Below are 13,950 nucleotides of genomic sequence, written 5' to 3' on the forward strand. Positions count from 1 at the left end.
TAAAGAAGAGCACTCTGACCAGGGTGCTCTTTCTGTTTTACCCGTTTTTCATAGATTTTGTCGAATTTCCAGTGAAAAAAAGAACTATTCTTAATAAAATACATGTTTTACCCTTTACATCCATGCCATTTTTTTCGATAATAGTAATAATAAAGAGTTTTCTGCTATTAAGTTTATTTGCACTTGTATCCGTTTCGGCGGATTTATTTTTTTCGCAAAAATTGTCACGTTTTGCTGAACAAAGAGAAGTGCTACCAATCATACTCAATCCGGTTAATATCCGGTGGCAGTTAAAGTGGGGTTAAGGTGATTAAATGGCTAACGATCAAATATTGACTGCCGAGCAAGTTGTAGAAATGGCCAGCTTATATCTTCAGCCGGAAGAAGCTGAATTTATTCATAGAGCGTTTAAGTATGCAGAGTATGCTCACCGAGAACAATTTCGTAAATCGGGAGAACCGTATATTATTCATCCGATTCAAGTAGCGGGTATTCTGGCTGATCTTGAAATGGATCCTGCAACTATTGCGGCAGGCTTTTTACATGATGTTGTTGAAGACACGGAGGTCACTCTGAAGGATATTGAAGAGAATTTCAGTCCTGAAGTCGCCATGCTCGTTGATGGTGTGACCAAATTAGGGAAAATTAAGTATAAATCACAGCAAGAACAACAGGCGGAAAACCATAGGAAAATGTTCGTTGCGATGGCCCAGGATATCCGGGTCATATTGATTAAGCTTGCTGACAGACTGCACAATATGCGGACATTGAAGCATCTGCCGCAGGAAAAGCAGAGAAGAATTTCGAACGAAACATTAGAAATCTTTGCGCCGCTTGCTCATCGTCTTGGGATCAGTACGATTAAATGGGAACTTGAAGATACGGCACTAAGGTATTTGAACCCGCAGCAGTATTACCGAATCGTCAACCTTATGAAGAAAAAGCGTGCAGAACGTGAACAGTATTTAGAAGAAGTCATTGATGAAGTGCGTAAAAACGTGGAAGAAGTCAATATTAAAGCAGACCTCTCTGGTAGACCGAAACATATATACAGTATTTATCGCAAAATGGCGTTGCAGAATAAGCAGTTCAGTGAAATTTATGACCTGCTTGCGGTTCGGATTGTCGTCAATAGCATAAAAGACTGTTATGCCGTTTTAGGGATCATTCATACATGCTGGAAGCCGATGCCTGGCCGATTTAAAGACTATATCGCGATGCCGAAGCCGAATATGTATCAATCCTTACATACGACGGTAATCGGGCCAAAAGGCGATCCGCTTGAAGTGCAAATCCGTACCTCCGATATGCATCGCATTGCCGAGTTCGGGGTTGCCGCACACTGGGCTTATAAAGAAGGAAAAGATGTTGGTGAACAGCCTTCATTAGAGGAAAAATTGACTTGGTTCAGGGAAATTCTTGAATTCCAGGATGACGCAACAAACGCCGAGGAATTCATGGAATCCCTTAAAATCGATCTTTTTTCTGATATGGTGTTCATTTTTACGCCAAAAGGCGATGTTATTGAACTTCCGTCAGGATCCAATCCGATTGACTTTGCTTACCGGATTCACTCGGAAATCGGTAACAAAACGATAGGGGCCAAAGTGAACGGGAAAATGGTACCGCTGGATTATAAACTAAAAACAGGCGATATTATTGAAATTTTAACATCCAAGCATTCATATGGTCCAAGTCAAGATTGGCTTAAACTCACGCAAACATCTCAGGCGAAAAATAAAATCCGTCAATTTTTCAAAAAGCAGCGCCGAGAAGAAAATATCGAAAAAGGCAAAGAACTTGTTGAAAAAGAAATCAGGATCATGGAGTTTGATCTGAAGGAAATCCTGACATCTGAGAATATTAAGCGCGTTTCGGATAAATTCAATTTCCTGAATGAAGAAGATATGTATGCAGCGGTTGGTTATAACGGAATTACAGCCCTTCAGGTAGCGAACCGCCTTACTGAAAAATGGCGTAAGCAGAAGATGGTCGAGCAAGAAGCAGATATTTCGGAAGCTGTTGCTGATCTGAAAACTTTCCCTAATTCCTCCAAAAAACGTGACTCAGGTGTACGTGTACCGGGAATTGAGAACCTCCTTATCCGTTTATCACGCTGTTGTAATCCGGTTCCTGGGGATGAAATCGTTGGTTATATTACAAAAGGCCGTGGAGTATCTGTCCATAGACAAGACTGTCCGAACCTAGAAAGCGGTGATTCCGATCATCGTCTTGTGCCTGTTGAATGGGAAAGCAAGATTAACGAACGTAAGGAATATATCGTTGAAATTGAGATCAGCGGATATGATCGCCGCGGCTTATTAAACGAAGTGTTGCAAGCTGTCAACGAAACAAAGACAAATATTTCAGCAGTATCAGGTAAATCGGACCGGAATAAAGTGGCGACCATTCACATGTCGATTTATATCCATAACATTGCACATCTACAAAAGGTCGTCGACCGTATAAAACAAATTTCAGATGTCTATTCCGTTAGAAGGATTATGAACTAAGGAGTTTTATTACTATGCGTGTTGTTTTACAACGTTCCAAAGCTGCCAAAGTTGTTGTGGCAGGCCAAACAATCGGGCAAATTGACAGCGGACTAGTCCTGCTAGTTGGTGTCACCCATGGCGATACAATAGATGACGCCATCTATTTGGCCGATAAGATTGTTAATCTTAGAATTTTTGAAGATGAAAATGAAAAGATGAACCACTCACTACTAGACGTTGGTGGTTCGATTCTATCAGTTTCACAATTTACGCTATATGGCGACTGCCGTAAAGGCCGTCGTCCGAACTTCATGGACGCCGCCCGTCCTGAAGAGGCGAACAAAATTTATGAATCATTCAATGAAGAACTACGCAAAAAAGGCGTCCATACTGAAACCGGTCAATTTGGCGCAATGATGGACGTTCAGCTTACTAATGACGGACCTGTAACATTAATAATGGAAAGTAAAAAGTAACCTGCTGCGGCAGGTTTTTTTGTTGAGAAAAAGTGATTGTAAACAAATTGAAAGCCAGCTTCCATGGGAAGCTGGCTTGTCATTATTTGAAATACCGCGCCAATCCATTATAGATAGCGGTTGTAATGGTTTCTTGATATTCATTCGTTGTAATCCTCAACTCTTCAACAGGATTACTTAAATAGCCTAGTTCAATAAGTGTAGCTACACGATTGTTTTCACGGATAACATGGTAATCTCCGTATCGGGAACCTCGGTTAGGCACCTGCATCGTGGATCCTAGTGAATTGGCAAGTGTTGAGGCAAAATTCTGTTGATAGTCATGATAGTAGAATGTAGTTATTCCACTCGCAATCTGATCTTTGGTGCTATCATAATGGAGGCTGATGAATGCATCCGCGTTATTGATATGTGAAGTGCTAACCCTTGAAGGCAGTGGAACATATGTATTACTGCTTCTTGTCAGAATCACTTTTGCACCTGCCGCATGAAGCTTGTCACGCAGCAACTCAGCGGTACGGATTGTTAAGTTTTTCTCAAGAGTACCACCGACTCCAACTGTACCGCTGTCCCTGCCGCCATGGCCGGGATCGATTACGATGACTTTATCCGCTAAATATTTTTCAACGCCTGGACGCTGGATCTGCTCAGCATTACCTTCAATCGTCACAATCCAACCAGCAACATAAGCGGTTTGGCCATTCTTGAGTTTAATGGAGTACCAATTGCCCTCCATACCGAGAACGGAGAATGTTTCTCCTTCTTTCACCTGCGCTACAATCTGCGAGTTGCCATCTGGCTTACTTCTAAGGATTGTCCCATCATGAATGGTGGTAATCTTACTGCCTTTTACGTCAATCTTCTTTTTCTTTGTTGTTTGTTCGGCATTCTCTATTTCTAAATACCAGCTCACCACCCAGCCTTTTTTTGAATCAGAAAGCTGAAGCTGTGTCATTTGGCCTGCTGTCTGCAAAACTTGGTAGGTTTCATCCTTGTTTACCGAACCAATGATTTTACTGTTAGGAGAGGCCTTTTTCCGCACATTTAAACCAGAAACGGTTACTCTTGCAGTGGTACCTGCCTTATTGATTTTCGTCTCACTCTTATTCTTGCCCAATTCTATGTAAGATTTGGCGACCCAGCCATGGCTTCCTTGAAAATCAATTTCAACCCATTCGTTTTCAATTCGATAAACAGTAACTATCGTATTTCTATTTAGTTTACCGAGCGAGGCACTGCTTTTTGAAGGTTCAGAACGAACATTGAGACGGTCGACCAAAGTGACTCCCGTTTGTACGGATTGTTCCGATTCTTCTTTCTTCTGCTTCGTCTTTCTCTCTACTGCATTCTCGGAAGCCGCAGTGAGTTTGAGATAGTCAGAAGAGACCCAACCTTCGATTTCTGCATGTTTGATTTGAATCCAATTTTCATTTTTTTCAATAATGTCAACAGCCGTTCCTTTCGTTATCGAACCAACTGTTTGAAATGTAGTACCGGGGCCTGTACGGACGCGGACAGAGCTACCGGTAATTATTCCCTGACCTGATTCCTGCTTAACCTGATTTGAATCTGATTTTTTTCCCACAAGCCAATTGGCAACCCATCCCGTTTTACCGGCGCCAATCCGAATTTCAATCCAATCGCCATCTTCATTCACAATCGGATACGTTTCCCCTTTTGTTAGTTTTTTCACAATAGGGAAACTGAGGCCTGCGCCTTCACGGACATTGACCACCTTGGTCGTCACGACAATTTCCCCTTCGTTTTCTCCAAATGCTTGATTGACGGGGAAAATTGCTGCTATTATCAGCAATAGGATCAGGCCAAATAATCCTGATTTCTTCTTCATAAGTTGTCTCTCCCTTTTATATCTATTTGTATGTATTCTCGTTCAATAAAAAATTTCCCTCCTTAATTGTGCAAAAAACATTTTTTTTAGGAAAGAATAAGTCTTATTAACTAATGGAGGGAAGCCATATGAAATTCAGCGAAAAAGACCAAACGAGTTTAAGTGGGGGCAATCAAGTACTAGGAGTCGATTTTCACGATTTTATTCAAAAGGAACAAAGCGCAAATCTAATTGAATTAGCATCCGAATTCGGAGTCAATGTCCGAACAATCAAGAATATGAAAAAACATTTGAACCAATAAAATACGACAAAATTCCTTAGCCTATCTTGACATTTGATGTTAACGTCCGTATGATTATAAAGTATCAGACCTATTACTGCAATAACCAATGATGGAGAAGAGTAATTAAGAAACACATGAAAAGAGAGGAAATGCCGAGGCTGAAAGCATTCCACATGATGACTTAATGAAAGAACCCTCCGTAGGCTTCACTCTGAACGAATTTTTTTAGTAGGAGATGGACGTAAAGCAGGCGTTAACTGTTTTTGAGCGGAGGCACTTATTTAATTGTGTTTCAACTAGGGTGGCACCACGGGATATCCAACTCTCGTCCCTTGTAACGACTATGTTACAAGGGGCGGGAGTTTTTTGTTTGGAAAAAATTCAGTACAGCGTCGTATAAGAAATGACGCATTGCTTTTAAAGGAGGAACCAAATATGTCTATTCAGATTCCTAGAGGTACGCAGGATTTATTGCCTGGTCAAACGGAAATTTGGCAGTATATCGAAAAGACAGCGCGTGAGATTTGTCACCGTTATCAATATAAAGAAATCCGTACACCGATTTTTGAGCACACAGAGCTGTTCTTACGTGGTGTGGGAGACACAACCGATATCGTGCAAAAAGAGATGTACTCATTTCAGGACCGCGGTGAACGGAATTTGACCCTTCGTCCTGAAGGCACTGCATCTGTTGTTAGATCATACATTGAGAACAAAATGTTTGGTTGGGCAAATCAACCGGTCAAACTTTATTATATCGGGCCAATGTTCCGTTACGAACGTCCGCAAGCAGGTCGCTTCCGTCAGTTCGTTCAATTTGGCATCGAGGCATTAGGAAGTAAAGATCCAGGAATTGATGCAGAGGTTCTATCGCTGGCAATGAATCTTTATAAAGAGCTTGGGTTGACAAAACTGAAGCTCGTGATAAATAGCCTTGGTGATAATGAAAGCCGGACAGCGCATCGCAATGCGTTAATCAAGCATTTCGAACCCCGTATCGGCGAGTTTTGTAGCGATTGTCAAAACCGTCTTGAAAAAAATCCATTGCGTATTCTGGATTGTAAAAAAGATCACGATCACGAATTGATGAAAACGGCACCTTCCATCATTGAATATTTAAATGATGAATCGCGTACCTATTTCGAAAAAGTGAAACAACACTTAACGGATTTGGAAATTGAATTCGTTGAAGATCCGACGCTTGTGCGCGGCCTGGATTACTATAATCATACGGCCTTTGAAATCATGAGTGATGCGGAAGGTTTTGGTGCGATTACGACACTTTGTGGAGGCGGCCGTTATAACGGGCTTGCTGAAGAGCTTGGTGGACCGGAAACACCTGGGATTGGCTTTGCTCTGAGCATTGAACGTCTGATTGCAGCACTTCAAGCAGAAAACATCGAACTTCCGATCAAAAAGGGCATTGACTGCTACCTTGTTTCACTAGGTGAGTCCGCTAAGGATTATAATGTCAAACTTGCCTACCAATTGCGTAATGCCGGTTTCACAGTCGAAAAAGACTACCAAGACCGTAAAGTAAAAGCTCAATTTAAATCAGCCGATCGCCTTGAAGCAAGATACGTGGCGACACTTGGAGATGATGAATTGAAAAATAATACAATTAATCTAAAGTTCATGGCAACCGGTGAACAAGTCCATATGGATCTTGCTACTTTCGTTGAACAATTTAAAAAGCTACAGGCTTAAGGGGGAAATACCATGTTTGGCAGAACATACTTCAATGGAGAAGTTACAGAAGCAGCTATTGGTGAAAAAGTTACATTAAAAGGATGGGTACAAAAACGTCGTGATTTGGGCGGAGTAATCTTTATCGACCTTCGTGACAGAAGCGGAGTTGTACAAGTTGTTTTCAACCCGGACATCTCGGCAGAAGCATTGGCGACAGCTGAAAAAATTCGTAATGAATACGTTCTTGATATTCAAGGTACAGTCATCAAACGTGATGAAGCCAACTTCAACCCGAATGTATCAACAGGTACAATTGAAGTTCAAGCAGAAAGCGTAACAATTTTAAATGAAGCAAAAACACCTCCTTTCATCATTGATGAGAGAACAGATGTTTCTGAAGATATTCGCTTAAAATACCGCTATTTGGACTTGCGTCGTCCGGCAATGTTTGAAACGTTGAAAATGCGTAACCAAACAACTAAGGCGATTCGTGATTACTTGGACGGCGAAGGCTTCCTTGATATCGAAACACCTATTTTAACGAAAAGTACACCAGAAGGCGCACGTGATTATTTAGTGCCTAGCCGTGTACACGAAGGTGAGTTTTATGCACTGCCACAGTCACCGCAAATCTTTAAGCAGCTATTGATGGTATCCGGTTTCGAACGTTATTATCAAATTGCCCGCTGTTTCCGTGATGAAGATTTACGTGCTGACAGACAGCCTGAATTCACACAAATCGATATTGAAACTAGCTTCATGAGCCAGGAAGATATCATTAAAACGGCTGAAAACATGATGGCTAAAGTTATGAAAGATGTAAAAGGGCTGGACGTAACACTGCCATTCCCAAGAATGACATATAACGAAGCGATGAGCCGTTATGGTTCCGACAAACCTGATACACGTTTCGAAATGGAACTTAAAGATGTTTCAGAAATCGTGAAAGACAGTGATTTTAAAGTGTTCACAGGTGCTGTTGCAAATGGTGGACAAGTTAAAGCGATCGTAGTTAAAGGAGGAAATGCAGATTATTCCCGTAAAGACATTGATGCATTGGCTGAATTTGCAGCTATTTACGGTGCAAAAGGCCTTGCTTGGTTAAAAGTAGAAGAAGATGGCGTAAAAGGACCAATTGCAAAATTCTTCGCTGAAGACCAACAGCAATTAGTTGCAGTATTGGAAGCAGAAGTAGGCGACCTGATCTTATTCGTTGCAGATAAGAAAAGCATTGTTGCGGATGCACTTGGCGCGCTTCGTATTAAGCTAGGTAAAGAAAGAGGCTTGATCGACCAAAGCAAATTCAACTTCCTATGGGTAACGGACTGGCCATTACTTGAATACGATGAAGAAGAAGGACGCTATTATGCAGCTCACCATCCATTCACAATGCCATTCCGTGAAGACCTGGAAAAACTGGAATCAGACCCAGCCAGCGTCCGTGCACAAGCGTATGACCTTGTCTTGAACGGCTACGAACTTGGCGGTGGATCACTGCGTATTTTTGAACGCGATGTTCAAGAAAAAATGTTCAAAGTGCTTGGATTCACAGAAGAAGAAGCAAACGCACAATTCGGCTTCTTAATGGATGCTTTCGAATATGGAACACCTCCACACGGCGGAATCGCACTTGGATTGGACCGTATGGTAATGTTGCTTGCGGGTCGTACAAACCTTCGCGACACCATCGCGTTCCCGAAAACAGCAAGCGCAAGCGACTTGCTAGTTGACGCTCCAAGTACTGTAAGTGATAAGCAATTAGCAGAACTTAGCTTAAGACTTGCTGCATTAAAGAAATAATTTTATTGGGAAAAAATATGAAAATTTACCTAGATGCTTTCTCTTGAAACGGAGTAAAGCAATATGATATGATATTTTCAACAAGTAAGAGTCCTGATGTGTTCGTTCTTTAACCTATAAGTTTTGACCGAACACTTATAGTTACCGGGAGCACTAGTTTCCTGGCCGCGTACATGCCTCCCTCGTAGAGGACTTACAAACGCGAGGAACCGAGCACCCACCTGCGGAGAGCGGGTTCAAAACAAAGGCGTAAACGGCACAATTGGGACTCTTATAACTTACAAAGCAACTCATGTTGAGTAAACATGGGTTTTTTTGTGCTGAAAAATCTGTATTCACGAGTAAAAGGCTGAAACTCAGAGTAAAAGCTGAAACTCACGAGTAAAAGGGTGAAACTCACGAGTAAAAGCTGAAAGTCACGAGTAAAAGGGTTAAACTCACGAGTAAAATGCCCAAACTCACAAGTAAAAGGCTGAAACTCACGAGTAAAAGCTGAAATTCACGAGTAAAAGCTGAAAGTCACGAGTAAAAGCTGAAACTCACGAGTAAAGCGGTGAAACTCACGAGTAAAGCGGTGAAACTCACGAGTAAAAAGCCCAAACTCACGAGTAAAAGCTGAAACTCACGAGTAAAATGCCCGAACTCACGAGTAACCACTATTTTTCAGATACCCAGGCAGGAATCAAAAGCATGATCACAGAAAATATAGAAGAAGGAGTGATGAATTAATGAAAAAACCATGTGAAAAGCCAATGAAAATGCTTAAACTGGAGGCATTAAGCAGAAGGCTCTCACCAAACCATCCTAAACAGAAAAAAATAACGAATGATTACCGGAAAATCCGTACTGGTTTTTATGGAGAATCAAGTATTGGAAAAGAGTTAAAGGATCTTTCAAAAAAATATCAAGTATTTCATGACCTCAGACTGAGCCGCGATGAGAGCAGCTTTTTCCAAATGGACTTTCTTATCGTATCTACAAATTGCTGCATTATCATCGAGGTGAAAAACTTTGCCGGTTTGCTCTATTTTGACCGCACCTATCCTCAATTGATTCGGACAAAAGATGGACAGGAACAAGCCTATCTTGATCCGATTATCCAGGTTGATGTGCAAAAATCACGCTTAATCAATTGGCTTAACCTTCATAAATTCCCGCTGCTTCCGATTGAAACGCTCATTGCAAATGCAAACTCGAACACCATCATTAAGACTACTCCTGGTCATGCCTCCATCTTCAAGCAAATCACCGGAAAAGAAACACTCATCTCAAAAATTCAAACTCTTGAAAAAAAGTATCCATCTGCGCAATTAACCCAAAGGCAACGCAATAAACTATCAAACACATTCCTTCAAAAAAATACTCCACATAATCCAGATATACTCAAGTGGTATCAAATCTCTGAAACGGATCTACTCAAAAGTGTTCACTGCCCAGAATGTTCAATTCTCCAAATGCAACGTCACTGGGGAAAATGGATCTGCGCGCATTGTTCTTACTCTTCTAAAGATGCCCACATTCAAACTCTTCGTGATTATGCCCTCCTCATAAGGCCCAAGATTACAAATAAACAAGCGCGGTTATTTTTACAGATTGAATCAATAGATATCATGCAGAGAATACTCTCTACTATGGAATTGCCTTATACAGGGCAATATAAAAATCGAGAATATAACCTTGATTGCTTATTTCACGAGTAAATGGTTGAAACTCACGAGTAAATGGCTGAAACTCACGAGTAAAAAGCTGAAACTCACGAGTAAAAGCTGAAACTCACGAGTAAAAAGCTGAAACTCACGAGTAAACGCCCTAAACTCACGAGTAAATGGCTGAAACTCACGAGTTAGCATCAAAAACCCCCATTTAAGGAACACTCCACAATATACATTCGTAAAGTATGTAGTAAGGTTGAAATAATAAGAGCAAGGAAAAAGAAAGTAGTGAGGGCTTTGAAAGACTTATTGGATGCTAAGAGGAGAGAAATGCTTCAATTAGTGGAGCAGCTTGTGAATATTGATAGTGGTTCTTATACAAAACAGGGAATTGATAAAATTGGTACGATTTTAAAAACGAAGTTTGAGAGTCTTGATTTTATTGTGAATATTGTGGAACAAAAGAATTATGGCAATCAATTAGTTATTCAGCATCGTGATGCGCTTCAACCACATATTCTTGTTGTCGCACATATGGATACAGTTTTTCCAGAAGGGACGGTACAAAAACGTCCTTTTAAAGTGATAGGAGATCGCGCATACGGACCTGGTGTTGCTGATATGAAGGCAAGCTTAGTCGAACTTTTTTATGCGATTCTTTGTATGAAACAGGCAGGGAAGACCGGGTATAAACATATTCAAATCATTCTCAATAGTGATGAAGAGATAGGGTCTCCTTCTTCTGCTTCACTCATTTCTGAGAATGCGGCAAATAAGAAATTTGCGTTAATTCTAGAGCCGGCGAGGTCGGATGGTTCACTTGTTACGGCGAGAAGAGGCTGCGGGCAATTTAAAGTGGACATAGTAGGAGTGTCTGCTCACTCGGGGATTGAACCGGAAAAAGGACGAAGTGCAATTGAAGAATTGGCTCATAAGATTATCGCACTGCATAGGTTAAATGATCTTAAGCAGGGGATTAGTGTAAATGTCGGGATAATTGAAGGCGGTTCAGCTGTCAATACCATTGCCTCCCACGCCGCTGCCTTTGTGGATGTGCGAATCTCAGAAAAAAAACAGGAAGTTATGATCCTAAAACAAATGAAAAAAATCTGTGCTCACACTTATATTGCGGGAACGAAAACGACACTTAGCGGCAAAATGGACCGGCCACCCATGGAAAAGAACGAACAAACGACCATTCTATTAGAGGCTATCAATCAGGCGGGGCAGGAAATCGGCATCAATATCACCGATACGGCTACGGGTGGAGGTTCAGATGCTTCTTTTACATCTGAATTAGGGATTGCAACCGTAGACGGACTAGGTCCAATTGGCGGGAATGCACATAGTGAAGACGAGTATTTAGAAATTCCTAGCCTGACAGAACGAACACTTCTTTTAGCAACAGTTCTTCAAAAATTGTCTACAATGAACTAGTATACTAATTCCGATAACTCTGCTCATATTTCACTTGTCATAAATGATGTTTATGATATATTGTTAATTGGGAATCTAAATAAGAACAGAATTTATTGGAGTTGAATATATATGCTGCATCAGTTTTCTCGAAATGAATTAGCGATTGGTAAGGAAGGCATAGATATACTGAAGAACACGACCGTTGCTGTTCTAGGTGTAGGTGGCGTCGGTTCTTTTTCAGCTGAGGCATTGGCACGTACAGGAGTAGGTCGAATTATCCTTGTTGATAAAGATGATGTCGACATTACTAATGTGAACAGACAGATTCATGCTCTTCTCTCAACTGTAGGTCAGCCGAAAGCGGAATTGATGAAGACCCGCATTCAAGATATTAATCCGGACTGCGAAGTAATCGCGCTAAAAATGTTCTATACAGAAGAAACGTTTGAAGAGTTCTTCAGTTATAATCTTGACTATGTCATTGATGCATCAGATACGGTCATTTATAAGATGCATGTGATGAAGGAATGCCTGAAACGAAATATTAAGGTGATTTCAAGCATGGGAGCTGCCAATAAAATGGACCCAACCCGTTTCCAAATTGCTGATATTTCTAAAACGCATACAGATCCGCTTGCCAAGGTCATTCGTACAAGATTACGAAAAGAGGGCATCACAAAGGGAATTCCTGTCGTCTTTTCCGATGAAAGCCCGATTGTCATTCGTGAGGATGTTCGAAAAGAAGTCGGCAATGACAATGCTAAAATCCGTAAAGCTCAAATGCCGCCATCTTCCAATGCTTTCGTACCATCTGTAGCTGGCTTAATTGCGGCCAGTTGGGTAATCAATGATATTGTAAAAGACATTGAAGTTCGCCGTGTTAATGACTGATAGACATTTAACTGACTCTAAACGGAGTCAGTTTTTTTTGTTCATATTATCACGAAAATATTTTTTATTAACATTTTTTTCTATGACATATAGACGGAGTCGATAGAATGAGATACACTGTTTTCAGAATATTATTTTTATTTAAATATTCTGTCAATGAGAATAATATACTAAATTAGGGGGTTTCAAATGAAGAAGAAGAAAAAGCTAGCAGGAGTGTTTCTATCACTTTCACTAGTAGCTGGGGCGCTGGCAGGTTGTAATAGCGACTCGAAAACTAGCAGTTCAAGTGGGGGCTCATCCACCTCGGGTGACACCATTAAAATTGGTGCCAACCTTGAATTGTCAGGTGGTACTGCATCATTCGGTCAGTCGGCTGCGGATGGTTTGAAACTGGCCATCGAAGAAATTAATAAAGAAGGCATTGACGGAAAAAAGCTAGAAATCATTAAAGTTGATAATAAATCTGATGCAGCAGAAGCTACAAGCGGTTCAATTAAATTAGTCAGTCAGGACAAAGTTGTCGCTGTAGTTGGATCAGCTACAAGCACGAACACTTTGGCACAGGTTCAAGTCGCACAAGATAATAAAGTTCCTCTTCTCACACCAACTGCAACAAATCCCGACATAACAAATAAAGCTGGAAAATTAAACGATTATGTGTTCAGAACTTGCTTTATCGATCCTTTCCAAGGGACGGTTGCAGCTAATTTCGCATCTGATGATATTGGGGCGAAGACTGCAGCAATCTATGTAGATAGCGCAAGTGATTATTCAAAAGGATTAGCCGCAGCATTTAAAGAAGCATTTACTGCAAACGGCGGTAAAATTGTAGCGGAAGAAGCCTATGTAACGAAAGATACTGATTTCCGCGCAACATTAACACGTATCAAATCTGCAAAACCGGAATTCGTTTTCCTTCCTGGTTATTATGAAGAAGTTGGACTTATCTTAAAGCAAGCTCGTGAAGACGGCATCGACCTTCCATTCATGGGTGGAGATGGCTGGGATTCTCCGAAAGTCGTTGAAATTGCTGGGGCAGAGGCATTGAAAAATACCTTTATCACTAATCACTATTCTCCAGAAGATGAAGATGCAAAAATCCAAGATTTCGTTGCAGCTTACAAAAAGAAATACAATAAAACACCAGATGCTTTTGCTGCCCTTGGCTATGACACTGGGTACTACCTGGCTGACGCTATCAAAAGATCTGGAGATGCTTCTCCCGAAAAAATCAGACAAGCATTGGAAGATGTCAAAGATCTTCAATTAGTATCAGGGACTCTTAACCTCGATGAAAATCATGATCCAATCAAATCGGCTACTATTTTAGAATATGTAGATGGTAAACAAACATTTAAAACAAAAATCAATCCATAATAGTTAAGCGGATAG

At 40.9% G+C, this 13,950-nt stretch carries 10 protein-coding genes, 1 other RNA gene and 1 other annotated feature; of the genes, 10 read left to right on the forward strand and 1 reads right to left on the reverse strand.

Translation table 11 applies throughout. From position 1 onward, the window contains the following. Nucleotides 1-314: 314 nt before the first annotated feature. Both JFU24_RS24280 and dtd read left to right on the forward strand, forming a co-directional pair. Entirely contained in the window at nucleotides 315-2,513 is a 2,199-nt protein-coding gene (locus JFU24_RS24280; RefSeq protein ID WP_201186002.1) for a RelA/SpoT family protein, read from the forward strand. Between the two features lie 14 nt (nucleotides 2,514-2,527). After that, complete coding sequence (gene dtd / locus JFU24_RS24285) at nucleotides 2,528-2,971, forward strand: D-aminoacyl-tRNA deacylase (protein WP_201223517.1); 444 nt, start codon at nucleotides 2,528-2,530, stop codon at nucleotides 2,969-2,971. A gap of 82 nt (nucleotides 2,972-3,053) precedes the next feature. On the opposite strand, the gene JFU24_RS24290 is transcribed toward dtd, so the two are convergent. Next, nucleotides 3,054-4,820: an SH3 domain-containing protein gene (locus JFU24_RS24290; protein ID WP_201250614.1), complete on the reverse strand. Its 1,767-nt coding sequence runs from the start codon at nucleotides 4,818-4,820 to the stop codon at nucleotides 3,054-3,056. A 128-nt stretch (nucleotides 4,821-4,948) separates the two neighbouring features. Between JFU24_RS24290 and JFU24_RS24295 the strand changes: the two genes are divergently transcribed. The 8 genes from JFU24_RS24295 (at nucleotide 4,949) to JFU24_RS24330 (ending at nucleotide 13,935) form a co-directional block, all read left to right on the forward strand. Beyond that, the gene (locus JFU24_RS24295; protein WP_053347121.1) at nucleotides 4,949-5,122 is read left to right on the forward strand and encodes a hypothetical protein; all 174 of its coding nucleotides are present in this window, start codon (nucleotides 4,949-4,951) and stop codon (nucleotides 5,120-5,122) included. Between the two features lie 79 nt (nucleotides 5,123-5,201). Beyond that, nucleotides 5,202-5,440, forward strand: a binding site (T-box leader). 99 nt (nucleotides 5,441-5,539) lie between these two features. Then, entirely contained in the window at nucleotides 5,540-6,811 is a 1,272-nt protein-coding gene (hisS, locus tag JFU24_RS24300; RefSeq protein ID WP_053347120.1) for a histidine--tRNA ligase, read from the forward strand. Between the two features lie 12 nt (nucleotides 6,812-6,823). Continuing rightward, nucleotides 6,824-8,593 (forward strand): aspartate--tRNA ligase, encoded by a 1,770-nt coding sequence (aspS, locus tag JFU24_RS24305; protein ID WP_056528354.1) that lies wholly within the window; start codon nucleotides 6,824-6,826, stop codon nucleotides 8,591-8,593. A gap of 87 nt (nucleotides 8,594-8,680) precedes the next feature. Beyond that, nucleotides 8,681-8,866, forward strand: a non-coding RNA gene (gene ssrS / locus JFU24_RS24310) — 6S RNA. Between the two features lie 455 nt (nucleotides 8,867-9,321). Next, nucleotides 9,322-10,293 (forward strand): nuclease-related domain-containing protein, encoded by a 972-nt coding sequence (locus tag JFU24_RS24315; protein WP_201223521.1) that lies wholly within the window; start codon nucleotides 9,322-9,324, stop codon nucleotides 10,291-10,293. Nucleotides 10,294-10,575: 282 nt separating this feature from the next. Next, entirely contained in the window at nucleotides 10,576-11,682 is a 1,107-nt protein-coding gene (locus JFU24_RS24320; protein WP_201250615.1) for a M20 family metallopeptidase, read from the forward strand. Between the two features lie 111 nt (nucleotides 11,683-11,793). Next, nucleotides 11,794-12,555: a tRNA threonylcarbamoyladenosine dehydratase gene (locus JFU24_RS24325; protein ID WP_053347117.1), complete on the forward strand. Its 762-nt coding sequence runs from the start codon at nucleotides 11,794-11,796 to the stop codon at nucleotides 12,553-12,555. Between the two features lie 189 nt (nucleotides 12,556-12,744). Continuing rightward, nucleotides 12,745-13,935, forward strand: coding sequence for an ABC transporter substrate-binding protein (locus JFU24_RS24330; RefSeq protein WP_053347116.1), 1,191 nt, complete (start codon nucleotides 12,745-12,747; stop codon nucleotides 13,933-13,935). The last annotated feature ends 15 nt before the right edge of the window (nucleotides 13,936-13,950 follow it).

The organism is Peribacillus sp. TH27 (genome assembly GCF_016650915.1).
GTDB classification, from domain to species: domain Bacteria; phylum Bacillota; class Bacilli; order Bacillales; family DSM-1321; genus Peribacillus; species Peribacillus butanolivorans.

Bases quoted from the DNA above. Each gene is read 5' to 3' on its own strand.
- JFU24_RS24320 (WP_201250615.1), top strand. From the start codon at position 10,576: ATGCTTCAATTAGTGGAGCAGCTTGTGAATATTGATAGTGGTTCTTAT.
- JFU24_RS24280 (WP_201186002.1), top strand. From the start codon at position 315: ATGGCTAACGATCAAATATTGACTGCCGAGCAAGTTGTAGAAATGGCC.
- aspS (WP_056528354.1), top strand. From the start codon at position 6,824: ATGTTTGGCAGAACATACTTCAATGGAGAAGTTACAGAAGCAGCTATT.
- hisS (WP_053347120.1), top strand. From the start codon at position 5,540: ATGTCTATTCAGATTCCTAGAGGTACGCAGGATTTATTGCCTGGTCAA.
- dtd (WP_201223517.1), top strand. From the start codon at position 2,528: ATGCGTGTTGTTTTACAACGTTCCAAAGCTGCCAAAGTTGTTGTGGCA.
- JFU24_RS24290 (WP_201250614.1), bottom strand. From the start codon at position 4,820: ATGAAGAAGAAATCAGGATTATTTGGCCTGATCCTATTGCTGATAATA.
- JFU24_RS24325 (WP_053347117.1), top strand. From the start codon at position 11,794: ATGCTGCATCAGTTTTCTCGAAATGAATTAGCGATTGGTAAGGAAGGC.
- JFU24_RS24295 (WP_053347121.1), top strand. From the start codon at position 4,949: ATGAAATTCAGCGAAAAAGACCAAACGAGTTTAAGTGGGGGCAATCAA.
- JFU24_RS24330 (WP_053347116.1), top strand. From the start codon at position 12,745: ATGAAGAAGAAGAAAAAGCTAGCAGGAGTGTTTCTATCACTTTCACTA.
- JFU24_RS24315 (WP_201223521.1), top strand. From the start codon at position 9,322: ATGAAAAAACCATGTGAAAAGCCAATGAAAATGCTTAAACTGGAGGCA.